Here is a 20540-nt window from a genome sequence, read left to right as displayed (position 1 = left end):
CGTGCTGATCACGCGAGGTCGTATGCGGTCTCTGCGTGTTCGGTCTCATCGATGCCGCGTGCCTCGTCCTCGGCCGAGATTCGCCAGCCCAGGGGCTTGAGTGCGAAGCCGATGATCGTCGTCAGAACGCCGGTGAAGACGAGTGCTGCGAGTGCGATCACGATCTGAACCACCAGTTGCTTGTAGTCGCCGCCGTAGAAGAGGCCGGTTGCGGTGCCGAAGAATCCGATACCGATCGTGCCCCACAGGCCGGAGACAAGGTGAACACCGACGACGTCGAGCGAGTCGTCGAAGCCGAAGCGGAACTTCAGGCCGACTGCGAGAGCGGACAGGATGCCGGCTACTGCGCCGAGGAAGATGGAACCGACCGGGTTGAGCGCACCGGCAGCAGGGGTGATGGCGACCAGACCGGCGACCGCACCGGAAGCTGCGCCGAGGCTGGTGGCGTGGCCGTCACGAATACGCTCGGTAGCGAGCCAGGCCAGGACTGCGGCACACGTCGCGGTGGTCGTGTTGACCCAGGCGAGACCGGCGTTACCGTCGGCGGCGAATGCCGAGCCGGCGTTGAAGCCGAACCAACCGAACCAGAGGAGTGCGGCGCCGAGCATCACGAAGGGCAGGTTGTGCGGACGGAAGGCGGTCTTGCCGAAGCCGAGACGCTTGCCGACGATGAGTGCGAGGACCAGACCGGCCATACCCGCGTTGATGTGAACGACTGTGCCACCGGCGAAGTCGATCGGAGCGACGTTGGCGACGGTGACTCCGTCGTCGTTGACCGTGGTGCCGAAGAGCTTTGCCGCGATGCCGTCCTCGGAACCCGAGAGGAGTCCGCCACCCCACACCATGTGTGCGAGCGGGAAGTAGACGACGGTGACCCAGATACCCGAGAACAGGAGCCAGGTGCCGAACTTGACCCGCTCGGCCAGGGCACCACTGATGAGGGCGGTGGTGATGATCGCGAATGTCACCTGGAACGCGATGTCGATGACGTTGGGGTAGCCCCAGGCGCCGGCGATGAAGTTGCCGTCAGCATCGGTGATGCTGTTCTTGAGGCCGAAGAACTCGAACGGGTTGGCAAAAATGCCCCCGATGTTCTCGGTGCCGTAGGACATCGACCATCCCCACAGAACGTAGATGACGCCGATGACGGCCATGGCCCCGAAGGACATCATCATCATGTTCAGGACGGACTTGGACCGAGACATCCCGCCGTAGAAGAAAGCGAGGCCGGGTGTCATCAGCAAGACCAGAGATGCAGCCATCAGCATCCATGCGGCGTTACCGGAGTTCGCCAACAAATCGTCGGTACTCACTTACTACCTCCTAGTCGCACGTGCCGGGCAGCACGTCGTTAAGGAGAAGAGTGCTGGGCTGGTGTTTCGTCCATGGCGCTGTCGCGTTTCGCAGACGTGAACCAATTGCCCAACTTTGTTGCAAACAGGTTTCGCCAGGGGGTTCTACCAACCCTGTGCGCCTTTTTGGTAGTTCGCGCTACCAAAAAGGCGCACGGGGGCGTCAGCCCAGGAGGGCGTCGACGAACGCACCCGGCTCGAAGGGCGCCAGGTCGTCGGCACCTTCACCGAGACCGACCAACTTCACCGGCACACCCAGTTCATGCTGAACCTGGAAGACGATTCCGCCCTTGGCGGTTCCGTCCAGCTTGGTCAGTACGACGCCGGTGATGTCCACGACCTCCGCGAACACTCGAGCCTGCGCCAATCCGTTCTGGCCGACCGTCGCATCGAGAACCAGCAGAACGTCGTCGACCGAGGCCTTCTTCTCGATAACCCGCTTGACCTTGCCGAGCTCGTCCATCAGACCGGTCTTGGTGTGCAGACGGCCGGCGGTGTCGATCAGGACCACGTCGACGCCGTCCGCGATGCCCCGTGAGACCGCGTCGAAGGCAATCGCAGCGGGATCGCCACCCTCCTTGCCACGAACAACTTCAGCGCCGACACGCTCGGCCCACGTCTGGAGCTGATCGGCGGCGGCGGCGCGGAACGTGTCCGCGGCACCGAGCACGACGCGACGACCGTCGGCGACGAGCACGCGAGCCAGCTTGCCGGTGGTCGTTGTCTTGCCGGTCCCGTTGACGCCGACGACGAGCAGAACAGCCGGGTGATCATCGTGCGGCAATGCGCGGATGGAGCGGTCCAGTTCGGGACGCAGTTCGGCGATCAACACCTCGCGCAGAAGGGCGCGGGCGGCAGCCTCGGTCCGGACGCTGCGGGCCGCCATCTGCTCACGAAGCTTCGTGACGACTTTTTCCGTGGTCGCGGAGCCGAGGTCTGCGATGAGGAGGGTGTCCTCGACTTCTTCCCACGAGTCCTCGTCCAGATCGCCGCCACCGAGCAGACCCAGCAAGCTCTTGCCGACTGCTGACTGCGAGCGGGAAAGGCGCCCGCGCAGTCGGTCCAACCGACCCTCGGTCGGGTCGATCTCGTCCAGCACGCGCGGTGCAGGCTCGACTGGCGCGGGAACGACGACAGGTTCGGGAACGACAGGTTCTTCGACAACAGGTTCTGCTACCGCTGGTTCTTCTACGACCGGCTTTTCGATTACCGGCTCTTCGACAACCGGTTCCTCGACAACAGCGGGTTCTTCGACAACCGGCTCCTCGACAACGGCCGGCTTCTCCGCAACCGGTTCTTCGACGATCGGTTTTTCGACGACAGGTTCTTCGACGACGGGCGGCATCTCGGCGACCGGCGGTGTCGGAACTACCGGAGGTGGCGCCGTTGCCGTCGACCCCTGACTGAAGTTGAACCCGCCACCGGCCTTGTAGCCGCCTGACTTGTCCTTCTCGGGGGCGCCGAGCTCCGGCTTCGTCTCGGGCGCCTTCAGCGATACCTGCCCCTTGCGGTAGCGCAGGAATCCGGCAACGAGAACGACGAGTAGTACGGCCGCTACAGCCGCGATGATGATCCAAGCCTGGGTAGTCACCGGCCCATTGTTTCAGGCTCCGACCCGGAAAGTGAGCAGGGCTTACGTCGAGGCCATGTCTTGACCGCGAAGTCGCTGCGAAATCACGGTGGTGATGCCGTCGCCGCGCATGCTGACGCCGTACAACGCATCGGCGATTTCCATCGTCGGTTTCTGGTGAGTGATCACGATCAACTGCGACTTCTCCCGCAATTGTTCGAAGAGTCCGATCAGCCGCCGCAGGTTGGTGTCGTCCAACGCCGCCTCGACTTCGTCCATCACGTAGAACGGGGACGGGCGTGCCCGGAAGATCGCGACCAGCATGGCCACCGCGGTCAACGACTTCTCGCCGCCCGACAGCAACGACAACCGTTTGACCTTCTTACCGGGCGGACGCGCCTCGACTTCGATGCCGGTGGTGAGCATGTCCGAGGGATCGGTGAGGACCAGCCGCCCTTCTCCCCCGGGAAACAATTTCTCGAACACTCCCACGAACTCACGCTCGACGTCGGCATAGGCCTCGGTGAACACCTGCAGAATTCGTGCGTCGACGTCTGCGACCACAGCAAGAAGGTCCTTGCGTGCGGTCTTGACGTCCTCGAGCTGAGTGGAGAGGAAGGTGTACCGCTCCTCGAGAGCTGCGAATTCCTCGAGCGCCAGCGGATTGACCTTGCCGAGGGTGGCGAGGTCCTTCTCGGCCCGCTTGGCGCGCCGTTCCTGAGTCGCGCGGTCGTACGGAAGCGGAGCGGGGGCGGTGACCTGCTCCCCACGCTCCTTGGCCTGCTCGTACTCCTCGATTTCGAGAGCGGTCGGCGGCAGTTCGACCTCGGGCCCGTACTCGGCGATCAGATCGTCGAGGCCGATACCGTACTGATCGAGGATCGACTCCTCGAGTTGTTCGATGCGCAGCGCTGCCTGTGCCTTCGCTACCTCGTCGCGGTGGACGGCGTCGGTGAGCGAAGCGAGTTGTCCAGTCAGTGCTCGGACTGTCTCGCGGACCTGATCCAGCTTGGCCGTGCACTCGGTGCGGGCCCGAGCCAACTCGTCACGGTGAGCAAGAGCCGCGGCGACGACGGTCTCGAGTTCGGCCGCCACACGCTCCGCGCTTCTCGTTCGGCGGCCGCGGCGCGGCGAAGCGAATCAGCCTTTCCGCGTACGGATTCCGCACGCTCTTCGGCGGTGCGCACGGCAAGGCGAGCATCCATTTCGACGATGCGCACTTCCGCGAGCGCTGCTGCGGCCATTTCGCGATCGGCAGCGGTCGATTCCGCACCGTGTCCCGGTGCACTGCCGTCGGTTTCGGCGACGCGCAGACGTTCCTCCAGATCCGCGAGCTTTGTCAGCGACTCACCGCGGCCCTCCTCGGCACGCACTCGCTGGGCGGTCAACCGCTCGGATTCCGCGTGGGCGACTCGTGCTGCCTGCCCCAATCTGCCCAACTGCTCGTAGATGGCGGACATGGCGGCGTCCGACTCGTTGAGCGCGGCCAAAGTTTGCTCCGCGGTCTCGCGTCGAGCGGCTTGTTCGGCCAGAGCGCCGGACAGCGCAGCGTCGAGTTCCTCGGATCGGCTCTCCGTTGCCGCCAGTTCCGCTGCTGACGCGTCGATCGCCGCCTGCACCTCGAGCGTGCTCGGTTGCCGATCCGAGCCACCGATCATCCACCCCGAACCGTGCAGATCGCCGGAACGCGTCACTGCGCGAATTCCCTTGCGGTCAGCAACAACTCGAATCGCGTCATCGAGAGTCTCGACCAGGACGACGCCATCGAGGATGGCGGTCAATCCGGCACGCAACTCGTCAGGGCAGTCGATGACGTCGACGGCCGGACGACTACCCGGCACGATCTCGGCCTCGCGCTTGATCGCCGGTTCACCGCTCACGATCAGTGATGCACGTCCACCGTCCTGATCGGCCAGTGCTGTGACAGCGGAGCGAGCCGAGTCCAGCGACTGCGCCACGACGGCGTCCGCCGCCGGCCCCATCGCGGCAGCGATCGCAGCTTCGTAGCCGGGTTCGACGTGAATCAATCCGACCAGCGAGGTGATGCCGTCGTCGCCGCGGTGTTCGAGCAGCCAGCCGCCACCGTCCTTGCGCTGCAAACCCATCGACAGTGCCTCGATGCGCGCCCGGAGCGAAGCGATGCGTTGCCCGCTCGTTTTTTCTTCCTCACGAAGCTCTTCGACGCGCGCGTCGATCATCTCGAGAGCCTCGATGGCGCGTTCGTGATTGGTATCGAGGCCGACTTCACCGGCGTCGAGGTCCCCGATGCTTTCTTGCACCGTGTCGAACTCGGCCTGTGCGGCATCGCCACGCAGACGAGCCTCGTCGATCGCCTCGGTCAGCCGAGACACTTCCGCGTCGACGGATTCGACGCGGGTACGCAGAGTGTCGACCTGACCGGAGAGTCGAGCAAGACCTTCACGGCGGTCGGCGACGGCACGAACTTCTGCCATGTGCGCCCGTTCCGCTTCTGCTGCAGCATCTTCGGTGGCTGCGAGCTGGTCCCGAGCAGCTTCCGACGCCGCTCGCGCGATTTCGACGCCTTCGAGGAGTTCGGCCTCCTCGGCAGCAAGACGTTCGGCGCGCGCCTCCATCTCGTCCGGGTCCTGGCCGCGGTTGCCGACGGGTTCGGAGTCGAGATGACGCGCACGCTCGCGGGCGATGCGCACGGTGGCGTTGACGCGTTCGGCAAGCGCGGAAAGCTGGAACCAACTCTGCGCAGCCGCTTCCGATCCCGGAGTCAGACGAGCGAGAGCTTGCTCCTGGCGCCCGAGTTCGAGGTTGGCCTCGTCGAGCGCAGCCGCCACCTGGTTGTGCTGTTCACGGGCCGCTTTCTCGTCCTGCGCCTGGTCGTTCAACTGGTTTCGACGGGTCACCAGATCGTCAGCGGCCAGACGCATCTTTGCATCACGCAGGTCAGCCTGGACCGTCTGTGCTCGCCGAGCGACCTCGGCTTGGCGTCCCAGCGGTTTGAGTTGCCGACGCAGTTCCGCGGTGAGGTCACTGAGGCGAGCGAGATTGGCCTGCATGGAATCGAGTTTGCGCACCGCTTTTTCCTTGCGGCGGCGATGTTTGAGGACTCCCGCGGCTTCTTCGATGAAGGCGCGTCGATCTTCGGGACGGGATTCGAGGATCGCGGCGAGCCGTCCCTGCCCGACGATGACATGCATTTCGCGGCCGATGCCGGAGTCGCTGAGCAGTTCCTGGACGTCCATCAGACGGCAGGACGAGCCGTTGATCTCGTACTCCCCCGCACCGTCGCGGAACATCCGGCGCGTGATCGACACCTCGGAGTACTCGATCGGGAGCGCCCCGTCGGCGTTGTCGATGGTCAAGGTCACCTCGGCGCGGCCCAGCGGCGCGCGGCCGGAGGTGCCGGCAAAGATGACATCTTCCATCTTGCCGCCGCGCAGGGCCTTGGCGCCCTGCTCGCCCATCACCCAGGTCAACGCATCGACGACGTTGGATTTACCCGAGCCGTTCGGGCCGACCACACAGGTAATTCCCGGCTCGAACCGAAGAGTCGTTGCCGACGCAAAGGATTTGAATCCCTTGAGTGTCAGACTCTTGAGGTGCATGGGGGGAAACTTTACCGCCAAACCGGTCAGCGTTCGACGAACCCTGTCAGGTCGCCCCTGGCGGTGTCCCAGCTGTCGACCACGAGATCCACCGTGCCCGGGGTAGTGCCGGAGCGCAGCATCTCCACCAATCGCTCGAGCTGCGTGCGTTGGCCTTCCGCCACGACGAGCACTCGACCGTCACGCTGATTGGACGCATATCCGATCAATCCGAGTTCGAGAGCGCGGGCCCTGGTCCACCACCGGAACCCGACGCCTTGAACGTATCCGTGAACCCACGCCGTCAACCGCACGGGCGCTGCTTCAGCCATGACGCTCAGCCCGCCACACGTTCGAGACGGTGAACGTCACCCAGGAATCCGGTGGTGTAGAGCGCGTTGGGATCCCAGCCCGGTCCGGCGCCGAACTTGACCGCAGATGTGAACGGCAGACCCGAGGCGATCTCACACGAAGATCCCGAATCAGGATCGACGCGAACAACTTTGCCGCCTGCATTGAATGCGACGTACAACGCGCCGTCCGGTCCGACGGTCAGATCGTCCGCCATGTTTGCCGGACCGAACCCGGGGAGCGTGATCGTTCGCACCGGCCCGCCCAGATCGTTTGCGTCGAGGATGTGGACGGCGGTGACCATGTCGAAGGTCGTGCTCACGTAGATCGTCGAACCGGAGCGTGCGAGGCCGTCGACGGTGCCGAGGTCTTCACGAACGATCGAACTGCTTCCGTCACTGTTGACGACCGTGAGCCCCGGCCTGGTGAGTGTGCGGGCAGTGAGGAAACGGTTATCGTCCAGCTGCACAAGCCCGTTCGGCATCACCAGACCGTCGGCGATCGTTGTCACCGACCCGTCTGCGACGTCGACCTTGCGGAGGCTGCCGTCGGCGATTCCGAACAGTCCCGAGACAGTCGAGTTGCCCGTGGTGAAGTACACGGATCCCTCACGCGCGACCAGACCGCCAGGTCCGGTGACGTCACCGACCAAAGTTGTCCGTGTTCCGTCCGGCGCCACTTTCAGCAGTGCACCCGGCCCGATCAGAGCCGACTGCGACAACACCATCGATCCGTTGCCGTCGAATTCGAGGTTCTCGAGCATTCCGGCACCAGTCGTCACGACGCTCGACGTCCATGTGCCGCAACTACCGGCCGAGCCGTCGGCCGGGACCGAGGCCTGCGCTGGAGCACTCAGCGCCACAACGGAACCCAGTGCGATCGCAGCGACAACGCTGCCGGCGCGGAACATCAGGCTTCCGTGTCGAACGACAGAGTGACCTTGGTTCCGGCCTTGAGCGTGCGCCCGACCGTGCATACCTTGTCCACGGAACGCTCGACGAGAGTGATGAGGCGCTGCTGTGCCTCGGCATCCAACTCGCTGAGATCGAGCTCGAGGACCTCGTCGAGCTGCGGGTAGACCTCGTTTTCACGATCGGCGGCTCCGGACACTCGGACCGTCGCGTCGTAGTTGTCACCGAGCCGGCGCGAGATCGGGAAGTCGGAGCTCATCCCGGTGCATGCGGCCAGTGCAATTTTGAGGAGTTCGCCGGGCGTGAAGACTCCTGGCACCGATTCGGAGCCGATGAGAACCTCTGCGCCGCGCGAACTCTTGCCGGTGTAGAGGCGGGTTCCGGTTCGTTCGACCCAAAGCTCCGTGTGAGCCGGGGCGGTTGCAGTGGTGTCGGGAGTCTGTTCAGCCATGACGCAATCTTGCCACTCCGCCGAACCGAAGGGGCGGGAGACCTAGGCGATTCGCCGTGCCCTCGGGGTCGGCTGGCACCGCGGGCAACTGAACGACGATCGATTCATGAACTTCTCACGCTTGATCGGCGCGCCGCATCGCGGGCACGGGAGGTTTTCCTGCCCGTACGCCGACAGCGACCGGTCGAAGTAGCCCGATTCCCCGTTGACGTTCACGTACAGCGCGTCGAAGGACGTACCGCCCTGATCGAGCGCTTCACCCATCACCGAGTGTGCCGCGGTCAACAGCTCTCGAAGTTTGGGCCTGGTAAGCGTTTCGGCGATTCGGTTGCCGTGAATCTTGGCGCGCCACAATGATTCGTCGGCGTAGATGTTTCCGATTCCGGAGACCACCGTCTGGTCGAGAATCGCGCGCTTGATCTCGGTGTGCTTGCCCCGCAGGACTTTCACGACGGATTCGAGATCGAACGCCGCATCCATGGGATCGCGGGCGATGTGCGCCACCGACTCGGGCAGCATCGTTCCATCGACCTCGACGAGGGGTGAAATCGACCAGCCACCGAAGGTCCGCTGATCGACGAATCGAAGATCGGCCCCGGAATCGAGGGCCAACCGAATGCGTAGGTGCTTTTCCCAGTCGACTGTCGGGGGTTGGACCAGCATCTGTCCGCTCATCCCGAGATGAACCACCAGTCCGACACCGGCAGGCTCGAGAACCAGCCACAGGTACTTGCCGCGACGCTCTGCCGAAGCGATGGTCTGCCCGGTGAGTTGGCCGATCAAGTCCTCGGAACCGAGAATGTGGCGCCTGATCGCGCGGGGATGGAGTACCTCGACGGCCTCGATCGCCGCACCTACAGCATGAGACTGTAGGCCGCGGCGAACGACTTCGACTTCGGGAAGCTCAGGCAAGAGTGAACTCAGCCGGCAAGATCAGGCGTGTCGTCAGCAGCGACTGCGGTAGCAGCGGCATTCTCCGACATCGTCTTCCATGCCGAACTTGCTGCCTTCTGCTCGGCTTCCTTCTTGGAACGACCGACACCGACACCCAAGGGTTTGCCACTGATGAGAACGGTGGCCGTGAATTCCTTGTCGTGATCGGGTCCTGTGGCGGTGATCTCGTAAACGGGAACTCCGGCACCGTGTTCTGCGGTCAGTTCCTGCAGACTCGTCTTCCAATCCAGACCCGCGCCCAGAAGCGGTGCGCGAGTGAGGAGATCGTCGAACAGATCGAGGACGACGCGTCGCGCAGTCTCGATGCCGTGCTGCAGGTGGATGGCGCCGAGAATCGACTCCATACCGTCGGCGAGAATGGACGGCTTGTCACGGCCGCCCGTCATTTCCTCGCCCTTACCCAGCAGCAGGTGTGCTCCGAGTCCACCTTCACCCAGAGTCCTGGCAACCTCGGCGAGTGCATGCATGTTGACCACGCTGGCACGGATCTTCGCCAGATCACCTTCGGATTTGTCCGGGTGGGACAGGTAGAGATTTTCGGTCACCGTGACGCCGAGAACGGAATCCCCGAGGAACTCGAGGCGCTCGTTCGTGGGCAGTCCGCCGTTCTCGTACGCGTACGAGCGGTGCGTGAGAGCCAGGGTCAGAAGACCGGGCTCTATATCTACGCCGACAGCGGCGAGGAGCTTGTCGTGATTGCCCTCGCCGCCGGCGGCTGAAACTGTATTTTCGCTCGTCATAGTCTTTCTCCGGGGAGAACTAGACAGCAGCGGTTACCTGGCGGCCCTTGTAAGTACCGCATGACGGGCATGCGATGTGGGGAAGGGTCTGCTCGCCACAGCCACGGTTGGGGCAGGTAACGAGGGTGGGCACAGTGGTCTTCCACTGGCTACGACGCGACCGCGTGTTGGATCGCGACATTTTGCGCTTGGGGACAGCCACTTCTACTTCTCCTCGGCTTCGGTGATCACAAGATTTTCGCTGGTGTTTGATTCCACGCCAAATTTGGCCGCGAGACCAGCCCAGCGAGGATCAAGTATGTCATGCCCATGCCCAGATTCCGCAATCGCCAGGCGAATGCCACATTCTGAGCACAATCCCAGGCAATCGTCACTGCACAGAGGCTGGAGCGGAAGCGCCAGCCCGACTGCATCGACGATGACCGGTTCGAGGTCGATTTCGTCGTCTTCGACCGCGTAGACCTCTCCCTCTTCCGTCGTCTCCTCGGTGGTGCTGTCCGGGTAAGCGAACAACTCCGTGAGATAGATGTCCACGGTGTCGGTGAAAGGTTCAAGGCACCGCGAGCATTCACCCTTGGTGGGTGCGTGCACGTTTCCGGTGACGAGAACGCCTTCGGACACTGCTTCGAGACGAAGATCGAGATCTATGTCCGCGCCCGCTTCGATCGCGATCAGATCGAGACCGATACGGTTCGGGGACTGAATTGTTCTCTCGACGGTACGCATCGACCCTGGACGACGACCGAGCTTGACCGTGTCCAGCAAAAATCCCGCATCACTTGACTGATGCGACGAACTACGACGATGCGTTGACAAAGAGAACTCACCTAACTGTTGAAACTGGTATGGGCAACCACTCCACAATACGGCAGCTACAAGGCAAATCCCAATTCGATCCACGAAAAAGTGGGCCGCCCCATATCGGACGACCCACCCTCGACTGACTTGTCTGCTCTATCGGCGCCGCTCGGAACGACGATCGTCGTCCTGGTAGTCGGGAACCCCCGAACCCGTTCGAAGCTGTTGACGACCACGCCCGACCGATCGAACCGTTCCGGTGAGGAACTCTTCGAACTCGGCCAACTTGGTGTCCACGTACAGGTCACACTCTGAACGCATCCTGTCGGACTCGGCATGAGCGGCGTCGATCACTCGCGCGGATTCCGCGTGAGCTGACTGGACAACCTCGGTCTGCGACACCAGACGAGCCTGCTCCGCCGTTCCCTCCGCCACCGAATGTTCGTACGAGGCCTGGCCGGACTCGATCATCCGATCGGCCTCGGCACGCGCCCGTCCGGTGACGGCCTCGTACTCACGACGGCCGTCGGTGACGGTCCGTTCCGCTTCTGCTTCGGCGTCCTCGACCAACTGATCGGCGTGCGCACGCGCTTCGGCAACCATGCGATCGGCCTGAGCCTTGGCATCGGACAGAATCCGGTCGGCGTCGTCGCGTGCGTTCTCCACAGTCGAGGTTGCCTCGGCATTGGCGCTGCTGACCGTCTTCTCGGCGTTTGCTCGCGCGTCACCGACCAATTTGTCGCGATGATCGAGGACGTCCTGAGCGTCGTCCAGCTCGCTCGGAATTGCGTCCCGGACGTCGTCGAGTAGCTCGAGTACGTCACCGCGAGGCACAACACACCCTGCGGTCATGGGAACACCGCGCGCCTCTTCGACAATTGCGACCAGTTCGTCCAGTGCCTCGAATACGCGGTACACAAGCAACCCCAATCTCTACCGGCCGAAATCGGCCCACATCGTCACCGGTCCACTCGGACCTGTGCCCGTTCCTGTCCAAGTTTGCCGGAAGAACGGCCAACGGGGTGTCGTCGTGGTCGGTGTGTCGGGGATCAGCTGTTTTCGGCTGCTCGCTCGGCGATACGTGCGAGTAGCCGAGAATGCACTTTGGCCGGCAACATGTCGGAGACGTCGCCGCCGAAAGTCGCGACTTCCTTCACCAGAGAACTCGACAGGTAGCTGTACGTCGGATTCGTGGCGACGAACAGTGTGTCGACGCCCGTGAGCTTCTGATTCATCTGAGCCATCTGCAGCTCGTAATCGAAGTCGTTCGCGCCGCGCAGACCCTTGACGATCGCGCTGAGACCTTCTTGTTTCGCGTAGTCGACCAACAATCCGTGCCACGACGTGACGCGAACGTTGGGCAGGTGACTCGTCGCGTCTTCGAGCATCTCGATCCGCTCGTCGATCGTGAACATGCCACGCTTGCTCTTGTTGATCAGCACGGTGACCACGACCTCGTCGAATTGCGCAGCAACTCTTCCGATTACGTCGAGGTGACCGTTGGTCACAGGGTCGAAGGATCCGGGGCAGACGGCGCCAGTCATGAGTCCAGACCGTAGCAGGTGGCCAGCTCGATGCGGGCTTCACCGTAGTTCTTGACCTTGATCGGCTCGTAGCCCTGAGGCCACACGGTCTCCGGCGAGCGCGACGATCGTTCGAGTACCACGATCGTGCCCTCCCCCACCCATTTGTTGGCCTGCAGATCGGTGAGCATGGACACGACGGCCTCGTCGGTCACCGCATACGGTGGGTCCGCGATCACGATGTCGTATTCACGCGCGCTCGGACCCGAGACCACGGCCGCAACCGGAGCTGCGCGAACCGTCGCCCCAGGCAACGCGACAGTGCCGATGTTCGCCTTGATGACGGCAGCAGCCTTGGCATCCGATTCCACGAGAACAACGTGCTCGGCTCCCCGCGAGAGCGCCTCGAGGCCGAGAGCACCCGAACCCGCAAAGAGGTCGAGAACCGCGCACCCTTCGAGATCGATGCGCGCTTCGAGAGCACTGAACAGCGCCTCACGAACCCGATCCGACGTCGGACGGGTGCCGCTCGGCGGGACTCGCAGGCGTCGACCGCCCGCGAGTCCCGAGATGATGCGTGTCACTCTGCGGCGCTCTCCCCCGTCGAGACGACTACCAGCAGGTCTCCGCCCTCGACCTGTTGGACGGCGCTGATCGCGATCCGAGAGACGACGCCGGCGCGCGGCGAGGTGATCGCCGCTTCCATCTTCATTGCTTCGATCGTGGCCACGGTGTCGCCGGCCTCGATCTTCTGGCCTTCCTTCACCGCGAGCGTCACGACGCCCGCGAACGGTGCAGCCACGTGGCCCGGGTTGTTCTTGTCGGCCTTCTCCGCCACCGGTACGTCACTGGCAATGGAGCGATCGCGGATCGAGACCGGGCGCAATTGGCCGTTCAGGATGCACATGACAGTGCGGTAGCCGCGCTCGTCGGGCTCGGAGATCGCTTCGAGACCGATGATCAGCTCAACGCCGGGAGCCAACTCGACGCGGTGTTCGTCGCCGCGCCGCAAACCGTAGAAGAACTGGTTCGCCGAAAGCCGCGACGTGTCACCGTACTTCTCGCGGTGTTCGAGGAATTCCTTTGTCGGGCCGGGGAACAGCAGACGATTCAGCGTCGCCTGACGGTCCTTCGACGAGCCCTCGAGCAGCACCTCGTCCTCAGCGGACAACGTCGCTTCGGGCTTGGCCTGGCCACGTCCTTCGAGTGCCTTGCTGCGGAACGGTTCCGGCCAACCACCGGGAGGCGTACCGAGTTCACCGCGCAGGAAGCCCACCACGGAGTCGGGAATGTCGAACTTCGCCGGATCTGCGGCAAACTCCTCCGAAGGCACGCCGGCGCCGACAAGGTGGAGGGCGAGGTCGCCGACGACCTTCGACGACGGCGTCACCTTCACGAGATGCCCGAGCATGCGGTCCGCGTCGGCGTACTTGGCTTCGACCTCTTCGAACCGGTCGCCGAGACCGAGAGCAACGGCCTGGGTCCGGAGGTTGGAGAGCTGGCCTCCCGGAATCTCGTGCGTGTACACGCGACCCGTCGGCGCCGGCAATCCGGATTCGAACGGCGCGTACACCTTTCGCAGCGCCTCCCAGTACGGCTCGAGGTCGCACACGTTCTGCAGGTTCAGTCCGGTGTCGAACTCGGAGTGCGCGGCAGCGGCGACGATGGCCGAGAGCGCAGGCTGGCTGGTGGTTCCGGCCAGTGCCGCGGAAGCACCGTCGACTGCGTCGGCGCCCGCCTGCCAAGCGGCGAAGTACGTCGCCAGCTGTCCACCGGGAGTGTCGTGCGTGTGAACGTGAACCGGCAGATCGAAGTTGCTGCGTAGCGCGGTCACCAGCTTGGTAGCTGCCGGAGCGCGCAGCAGGCCTGCCATGTCCTTGATCGCGAGCACGTGAGCGCCGGCATCGACGATCTCTTCGGCCAACTTCAGGTAGTAGTCGAGCGTGTACAGAGTTTCGTTCGGATCCGACAGATCACCGGTGTAGCTCAGCGCCACCTCCGCGAGGGCCGTTCCGGTCTCACGCACCGCGTCGATGGCAGGCCGCATCTGGTCGACGTTGTTGAGCGCGTCGAAGATTCGGAAGATGTCGATACCGGTGTCGGTGGCTTCCTGAACGAATGCGCGCGTGACCTTTTCGGGATACGGCGTGTAGCCCACCGTGTTTCGGCCGCGAAGAAGCATCTGAAGGCAGATGTTCGGGATCGCCTCGCGGAGTGCGGCGAGCCGGTACCACGGATCCTCGTGCAGGAAGCGAAGTCCCACATCATAGGTCGCGCCGCCCCAGGCTTCGATCGAGAGCAGTTCCGGCGTCAACCGCGCAACGTGCCCGGCTACTCCGAGCAGTCCGCTGGTCCGAACTCGCGTGGCCAACAACGACTGGTGCGCGTCACGGAAGGTGGTGTCGGTGACGCCGACGGCCTTCTGCTCACGCAGTGCCTTCGCGAAACCTTCGGGTCCGAGTTCGAGCAGGCGCTGACGGCTACCGGCAGGAGGAGGCGTCGAAAGATCGATCTTGGGCAGCTTGTCCTGCGGGTACACCGCCGAGGGCCGCTCCCCGTGCGGCTTGTTGACAGTCACATCCGCGAGGTAGGTCAGGATCTTCGTGCCGCGGTCTGCCGAAGAACGCAGAGTCAGCAGCTGAGGACGTTCCTCGATGAAGGAGGTTGTCACGCGTCCCGCCCGGAAGTCCGGGTCGTCGAGAACCGCCTGCAGGAACGGAATGTTGGTCGAGACACCACGAATGCGGAACTCGGTGACCGCGCGGCGAGCTCTCGCCACAGCGGCTTCGAGGTCGCGACCGCGACAAGTGAGTTTGACCAGCATGGAATCGAAGTACGCTCCGACCTCGGCGCCGAGTGTGGCGCCACCGTCCAAGCGGATACCGGCTCCGCCCGGGGTGCGGTACGCGGTGATACGGCCGGTGTCCGGGCGGAATCCGTTTGCCGGATCCTCGGTCGTGATGCGGCACTGCAGCGCCGCGCCGCGAAGCTTGATCGTCTCCTGTGACAGACCAAGTTCTGCAAGCGTCGAACCGGACGCGATCTTGAGCTGCGACTGGACCAGGTCCACGTCCGTCACTTCTTCGGTGACGGTGTGCTCGACCTGAATTCGCGGGTTCATCTCGATGAAGACGTGGTTGCCGCGCTTGTCGAGAAGGAACTCGACGGTGCCCGCGCACGTGTATCCGATCTCCTTCGCGAAGGCGACGGCGTCGGCACAGATCTTGGCACGCAACTCTTCCGAGAGATTGGGCGCCGGAGCGAGCTCGATCACCTTCTGGTGGCGACGTTGCAGCGAGCAGTCACGCTCGAAGAGGTGGATGACGTTGCCCTGCTCGTCGGCGAGGATCTGCACTTCGATGTGCCGGGGGTCGATGACGGCCTGCTCGAGGAAGACCGTCGAATCGCCGAAGGCCGATTCCGCTTCGCGCGCTGCGGCTTCGATCGATTCCTTGAGCTGTGAGCGCTCCGCAACACGGCGCATTCCGCGCCCACCGCCGCCTGCGACAGCCTTGACGAAGAGCGGGAAGGTCATGTCCTCGGCGGCTGCGAGCAACTCGTCGATGTCCGCTGACGGCTCCGAAGACGCGAGCACCGGGAGACCGGCGGCCTTTGCCGCTGCGATGGCCCGAGCCTTGTTTCCGGTCAACTCGAGGATCTCGGCGGACGGGCCGACGAACTTGATGCCTGCCTCGGCACACGCCGCCGACAAGTCCGGGTTCTCGGAGAGGAAGCCGTAACCGGGGTAGATGGCGTCGGCTCCGGCGCTCTTGGCGGCGGCGACGATTTCCTCGACCGAGAGATACGCGCGAACGGGGTGACCCTTCTCCCCGATCTGGTAGCTCTCGTCTGCCTTGAGACGGTGGATCGAATTCCGATCCTCGTACGGGAACACCGCGACGGTTCCGGCACCTAGTTCGTAGGCGGCGCGGAAGGCGCGGATCGCAATTTCGCCGCGGTTCGCGACGAGCACTTTGGAGAACATTCGAGAAAACTACCCCGATTTCATCTTGCGTCTACATGCGGAGTCTCATATTTCGGACTGAATCGAGAAACCAACCCGGCGGTCCTCGTGCTATTCGATTTCAGCTTGTCGTCATACCCTTCACGACTTCTCGAGGTACTCGATCCGGTCGGAGTCCAGGGCAGCGGTCACCATGGAAGCGAGGGCGGGATGACCGTCGAGCGACGGATCGGAGTCGACGATTCCCTGAGCGAACTCCCTGGCGGACTCGAGGATGTCTCCATGGGCCATGAGGGAAAGCAGCCGCAGATTCGAGGTTGTGCCCGACTGCGCCGCACCGAGGATGTCTCCTTCACGTCTGGTCGCGAGGTCGAGTTGAGCCAGTTCGAACCCGTCGTTGGTCGCTGCCACCGCCGAGAGCCGCTCGTACGCCGGCCCCCCGGGATTGCTTCCGGTGACGAGGATGCACAGGCCCTGGTGTTTCCCTCGACCGACGCGGCCACGCAACTGATGGAGCTGACTGACGCCGAACCGCTCGGCGTCGACGATCACCATCACCGTCGCGTTCGGAACGTCGACACCGACTTCGACAACGGTCGTACAGACGAGGACGTCGATGTCACCGACGTTGAACGCGCTCATCACCACGTCCTTTTCGTCGGAAGGCAGTCGACCGTGCAGCAACCCGACTCGCAGATCGGCCAGCGGACCACTCGACAGCTCTTCGAAGACGTCGACCGCCGACTTGGTCTCGGGCTGCTTCTCCTCGGTGAACTGATCTTCGCCTGCACCCTGCTCGCCGTCACCGATCCGCGAGCACACGACATACGCCTGACGGCCGTCGGCGACGTCCTCACGGATTCGTTCCCATGCGCGATCGACCCACTGCGGCTTCTGCTTCGCGGGCACGACACTGCTCTTGATCGGGGTTCGCCCACGTGGAAGCTCTCGCAGGGTCGAGACCTCGAGGTCGCCGAGCACGGTCATGGCGATGGTTCGCGGAATCGGCGTTGCCGTCATCACCAGCAGATGCGGACTCAGTCCTTCACGGGCACGTGATCGCAACTGATCACGTTGCTCGACGCCGAAGCGGTGTTGCTCGTCGACGACAACCATGCCGAGGTTGAAGAACTCGACGTTGTCCTGAATGAGCGCATGGGTACCGATGACGATCCCGGCGTCGCCGGTCACGGCTTCGAGCAGCGCTGCGCGCTTCGCAGCGACTGGCAGCGAGCCGGTAAGAAGGGCGATACGGGTGGAATGTTCGGCAGAACCGAGTTCACCACCTGCAGCCAGCGAGCCCATCATCTTGCGCAGTGATCGCGCGTGCTGATTTGCCAGGACCTCGGTGGGTGCGAGCAATGCGCACTGATAACCCGCATCGACGACCTGCAGCATCGCGCGCAGAGCCACGATCGTCTTGCCTGACCCGACCTCGCCCTGAAGAAGGCGGCTCATCGGGTGTGGGCGGGCAAGGTCGGTGGAGATCTCCTCCGCGACTGCTTGCTGTCCCTCCGTCAGAGTGAACGGGAGCATCTCCTCGAACTGGTCCGCGATCCCGCCGGCGACCGGAGCGCAGGCCGGAGCCACACGCTCGGAATTGTCGTGACGACGCATCGCGAGGACCAACTGCAGAGACAGCGCCTCGTCGAAACGCAGACGATCCTGTGCTCGTTCGATGTCTTCCTTGGTATCTGGCAGGTGAACGGTGCGCAGCGCCTCGTCCAAACCGATGAATCCGTGCTCGGCCCGAGTCTCGGCGGGCAACGGCTCCTCGATCGGATCGAGTTGGTCGAGCACTTGCCGCACGCACCGCATGATGGTCCAGCTCTCGACCTCGCGGGTCGCCGGGTACAGCGGGATCAATGCGCGGTCGAAGACGGACAGATCGAGTTCGGCGCCGGGATCCTGATTTGCGCGAGCCAGGCCCGCAAGGTCACCGGCTCCCTTGATGGATGCAAGCGGAACTACCGAATCCTCTTCGCCGACACGAGGTTCCGGGAGAATCAGGTAGCTCGGATGAGTGAGAGACCACTTGCCGCGGAAGTACTTCACCGTCCCGGAGAACATCGCCCGAACGCCGGGCTTGATGACGTGCCGCACCTTCTGCGGGTTGAAGAACGTGACGTCGACGGTCTGCGAATCAGTCGCCAGCGATACTCGCAACATCTGCCCCGGACGGTTCTTCATCTTCACGACGGCGGCCGACGCCACCCGCGCGATGATGGTGATGTGCTCACCCTCGGGCGGCTCCTTCTCGGCGAGTTCCTTGCCTGCCGACGCGTACCGGTGTGGGTAGTGACGCAGCAGGTCCTCGACGGTGCGGATCTCGAATGCCTCGTCGAGCGCGTCCGCGGTCTTCTTTCCCAGCAGCCGATCGAGTGGGTCGGCGAGCGTCGCCATCAGTTCCTCCAGCACAGTGTCGCGGTAAGCACATGTGTTCGTATATCAGCAGTCACCGACAGACCAGGTTCGATCACTCCACGCCCAACTGGAACAGGTCACCCGGCTGATCACCCTGATAGACGAGCACGTCGACGCCCGGGTGGTGCGCGACGACGTGCGCCTCGAGCTGCCCGGCCAGGTCGTCCGGCGCGTCGGCGCCCATGAGTAGGGTCACGAGTTCGCCGCCGGATCCGAGCGCGAGGTCGACCAGTCGCGCACTCGACTCCGCGACGTCGGGACCGATGAGCACCACCTCGTGCCCCATCAGACCGATCGCGTCACCCGGATCACATGTCCCGACGTAGGTCAGCGAACGCTCGACCGCGATCCGCAACGATCCCCAGCGCGTGGCGGCCGCCGCCTCGGACATCGTGAAGCCGTCGTCGGCGACGTTGCGCTGAGGGTCGTGAACGGCAAGTGCTGCCAAGCCCTGGACCATCGACGATGTCGACAGCAGCAGAACCTGGTGAAGCGGATCGCGTGCAGCGGCACTGACTGCGACGAGTTCCTGAGCCGTCAAGGCGCCGTTCGGCAGCACCAGAACCTCGCTGCGTTCCATCTGACGAATGCGGCCGAGCAGTTGTGCGCGTGTCACCGGCGCATCGTCGCACCGAAGAACCGTCGCACCCTCACTCTCGAACAACGCCGCCGCGCTGTCACCGGCAACGACGGCCAGTACGCCGCGCGCGCCGGCCCCGGGGAATCGCCTCTCCGCCCGTGCCACCAATTGGTCGCGTTCGTCGACGAGAAAACTGCTGATGCGAATACCGTGCACCTTCCCGGCCTCGAGGCCGGCTTCCACGGCTGCACCGGCATCGCAGCAATGCACGTGCACCGACCAGCCGCCGAAACCGTCGCTGACGATGACCGTCGAATCTCCGAGGACGGACAGCCGCGTGCGCAGCGCCGTCATGCGATCGTCGTCGGAGTCGTCGACGAGGTACATGACCTCGAAATCCTGTTCCGAGTGATCACCACATTCGATCGGGCTCTTGTGAGCCCAATCGTGATCGAATGCGCTGACGTCGACAACTGCGCTCGACCTCGGGTCCGGCGTCCCCAGATCTTCGCGAACCTGCGGCTTCCCGGTCAGCACCTCGACAAAGGCGTCGAGGATCAGAACCAGACCGAATCCCCCGGCATCGACCACCCCGGCGGACGCGAGAACGTCCAGTTGCTCCGGCGTCTTGTTCAGTGCGACCGCAGCGGCGTCGGCAGCGGCGGCAACCACGGATGCAAGATCCTCGCCGCTCGGTGTCCTGGTGTCGACGCACTCCTGCGCTGCTTCTCCCGATGCGCGCAATACCGTGACGATGGTGCCTTCCACCAGATCGGAGACAGCCCGAGAGGCCAGCGTCGTCGCCGTGGTCAGCGAGTTCGCGAAGCTTCGGCCGTCGATGTGCTCACCTTGAACGCTCTCGGCGATGCCCCGGATCACCTGGGAGAGGATCACTCCGGAATTACCGCGAGCACCGGACACGGCGCCCCGAGCCAGAGCGTTGGCGACGCGGCCCGCACTGCGGACGTCGTCCTCGATCGTCTCGGCGGAATCGAGTGCAGCCCGCATCGTGAACAGCAGATTGGTGCCGGTATCCGAATCAGGGATGGGAAAGACGTTGAGGCTGTTGATCTCACCGCGACGTTTCTGGAGGCTGTCGACCGCCCGGCGGGCCCAGCGCCGCAGTAGACGTCCGTCCGCGACGGATTCCGCTTCTTCGGCGACGCGTTGCACTTCCCCCACTGACGGTTCCCCTCGACGATGGAAAGACTGACGATGAAAAAGAGATCGGTGATCGGTGCAGTCGAGGGTAGTCCGACGCTTCTGCGCAACCGTCATTACCGGGCGGTTTGGCCATTCGGGCCGGAAGCGGTTACTCTTACACGGTTGCCTCGAACGGGCTACACGAAATAATGCTGCACTTTG

The 20540-nt window shown here is 63.8% G+C and carries 15 protein-coding genes and 1 pseudogene; all 16 read right to left on the bottom strand.

Going from position 1 to position 20540, the window contains the following annotated elements:
• Positions 1-8 precede the first annotated feature (8 nt).
• The 16 genes and pseudogenes from YH3_RS26620 to YH3_RS26550 all read right to left on the bottom strand — a co-directional run bounded on the left by YH3_RS26620 (position 9) and on the right by YH3_RS26550 (position 20357).
• Positions 9-1268 carry an ammonium transporter gene (locus tag YH3_RS26620; protein ID WP_042450902.1) on the bottom strand — a complete coding sequence of 420 codons (1260 nt, stop codon included), beginning with the start codon at positions 1266-1268 and terminating at the stop codon, positions 9-11.
• 247 nt (positions 1269-1515) lie between these two features.
• Positions 1516-2943: a signal recognition particle-docking protein FtsY gene (ftsY, locus tag YH3_RS26615; RefSeq protein WP_030535428.1), complete on the bottom strand. Its 1428-nt coding sequence runs from the start codon at positions 2941-2943 to the stop codon at positions 1516-1518.
• Between the two features lie 42 nt (positions 2944-2985).
• A pseudogene (gene smc, locus YH3_RS26610) lies at positions 2986-6500 on the bottom strand (chromosome segregation protein SMC).
• Positions 6501-6526: 26 nt separating this feature from the next.
• The gene (locus YH3_RS26605; RefSeq protein WP_054187763.1) at positions 6527-6811 is read right to left on the bottom strand and encodes an acylphosphatase; all 285 of its coding nucleotides are present in this window, start codon (positions 6809-6811) and stop codon (positions 6527-6529) included.
• Between the two features lie 5 nt (positions 6812-6816).
• Complete coding sequence (locus YH3_RS26600; protein WP_064444395.1) at positions 6817-7740, bottom strand: SMP-30/gluconolactonase/LRE family protein; 924 nt, start codon at positions 7738-7740, stop codon at positions 6817-6819.
• Entirely contained in the window at positions 7740-8192 is a 453-nt protein-coding gene (locus YH3_RS26595; protein WP_003942740.1) for an OsmC family protein, read from the bottom strand. The genes YH3_RS26600 and YH3_RS26595 overlap by 1 nt, the downstream gene beginning before the upstream one ends.
• 42 nt (positions 8193-8234) lie before the next feature.
• On the bottom strand, positions 8235-9104 hold the full coding sequence (gene mutM / locus YH3_RS26590; protein ID WP_003942752.1) for a bifunctional DNA-formamidopyrimidine glycosylase/DNA-(apurinic or apyrimidinic site) lyase: 870 nt from the start codon (positions 9102-9104) through the stop codon (positions 8235-8237).
• An 8-nt stretch (positions 9105-9112) separates the two neighbouring features.
• Positions 9113-9886: a ribonuclease III gene (rnc, locus tag YH3_RS26585; RefSeq protein WP_003942759.1), complete on the bottom strand. Its 774-nt coding sequence runs from the start codon at positions 9884-9886 to the stop codon at positions 9113-9115.
• A gap of 19 nt (positions 9887-9905) precedes the next feature.
• The gene (rpmF, locus tag YH3_RS35140; RefSeq protein WP_007729318.1) at positions 9906-10088 is read right to left on the bottom strand and encodes a 50S ribosomal protein L32; all 183 of its coding nucleotides are present in this window, start codon (positions 10086-10088) and stop codon (positions 9906-9908) included.
• 2 nt (positions 10089-10090) lie between these two features.
• Entirely contained in the window at positions 10091-10651 is a 561-nt protein-coding gene (locus YH3_RS26580; protein ID WP_007729319.1) for a DUF177 domain-containing protein, read from the bottom strand.
• 189 nt (positions 10652-10840) lie between these two features.
• Positions 10841-11602 (bottom strand): DivIVA domain-containing protein, encoded by a 762-nt coding sequence (locus YH3_RS26575; protein ID WP_003942696.1) that lies wholly within the window; start codon positions 11600-11602, stop codon positions 10841-10843.
• 131 nt (positions 11603-11733) lie between these two features.
• Positions 11734-12228: a pantetheine-phosphate adenylyltransferase gene (gene coaD, locus YH3_RS26570; protein ID WP_003942776.1), complete on the bottom strand. Its 495-nt coding sequence runs from the start codon at positions 12226-12228 to the stop codon at positions 11734-11736.
• On the bottom strand, positions 12225-12791 hold the full coding sequence (rsmD, locus tag YH3_RS26565) for a 16S rRNA (guanine(966)-N(2))-methyltransferase RsmD (protein WP_064444394.1): 567 nt from the start codon (positions 12789-12791) through the stop codon (positions 12225-12227). Before rsmD ends, coaD begins: the two co-directional genes overlap by 4 nt.
• Positions 12788-16192: a pyruvate carboxylase gene (locus tag YH3_RS26560; RefSeq protein ID WP_003942675.1), complete on the bottom strand. Its 3405-nt coding sequence runs from the start codon at positions 16190-16192 to the stop codon at positions 12788-12790. The genes rsmD and YH3_RS26560 overlap by 4 nt, the downstream gene beginning before the upstream one ends.
• Positions 16193-16312: 120 nt before the next feature.
• On the bottom strand, positions 16313-18574 hold the full coding sequence (gene recG / locus YH3_RS26555; protein WP_003942757.1) for an ATP-dependent DNA helicase RecG: 2262 nt from the start codon (positions 18572-18574) through the stop codon (positions 16313-16315).
• A gap of 73 nt (positions 18575-18647) precedes the next feature.
• On the bottom strand, positions 18648-20357 hold the full coding sequence (locus YH3_RS26550; RefSeq protein WP_064444393.1) for a DAK2 domain-containing protein: 1710 nt from the start codon (positions 20355-20357) through the stop codon (positions 18648-18650).
• Positions 20358-20540 lie beyond the last annotated feature (183 nt).

It is taken from the genome of Rhodococcus sp. YH3-3 (assembly GCF_001653035.1).
Taxonomy (GTDB): domain Bacteria; phylum Actinomycetota; class Actinomycetes; order Mycobacteriales; family Mycobacteriaceae; genus Rhodococcus_F; species Rhodococcus_F qingshengii.
The sequence above is the reverse complement of the archived record's forward strand: the minus strand, read 5'-3'. Positions and strand labels throughout refer to the sequence as shown.

Bases quoted from the DNA above. Each gene is read 5' to 3' on its own strand.
- YH3_RS26620 (WP_042450902.1), bottom strand. From the start codon at position 1,268: ATGCTGATGGCTGCATCTCTGGTCTTGCTGATGACACCCGGCCTCGCT.
- YH3_RS26605 (WP_054187763.1), bottom strand. From the start codon at position 6,811: ATGGCTGAAGCAGCGCCCGTGCGGTTGACGGCGTGGGTTCACGGATAC.
- YH3_RS26600 (WP_064444395.1), bottom strand. From the start codon at position 7,740: ATGTTCCGCGCCGGCAGCGTTGTCGCTGCGATCGCACTGGGTTCCGTT.
- YH3_RS26595 (WP_003942740.1), bottom strand. From the start codon at position 8,192: ATGGCTGAACAGACTCCCGACACCACTGCAACCGCCCCGGCTCACACG.
- rnc (WP_003942759.1), bottom strand. From the start codon at position 9,886: ATGACGAGCGAAAATACAGTTTCAGCCGCCGGCGGCGAGGGCAATCAC.
- coaD (WP_003942776.1), bottom strand. From the start codon at position 12,228: ATGACTGGCGCCGTCTGCCCCGGATCCTTCGACCCTGTGACCAACGGT.
- YH3_RS26560 (WP_003942675.1), bottom strand. From the start codon at position 16,192: ATGTTCTCCAAAGTGCTCGTCGCGAACCGCGGCGAAATTGCGATCCGC.
- recG (WP_003942757.1), bottom strand. From the start codon at position 18,574: ATGGCGACGCTCGCCGACCCACTCGATCGGCTGCTGGGAAAGAAGACC.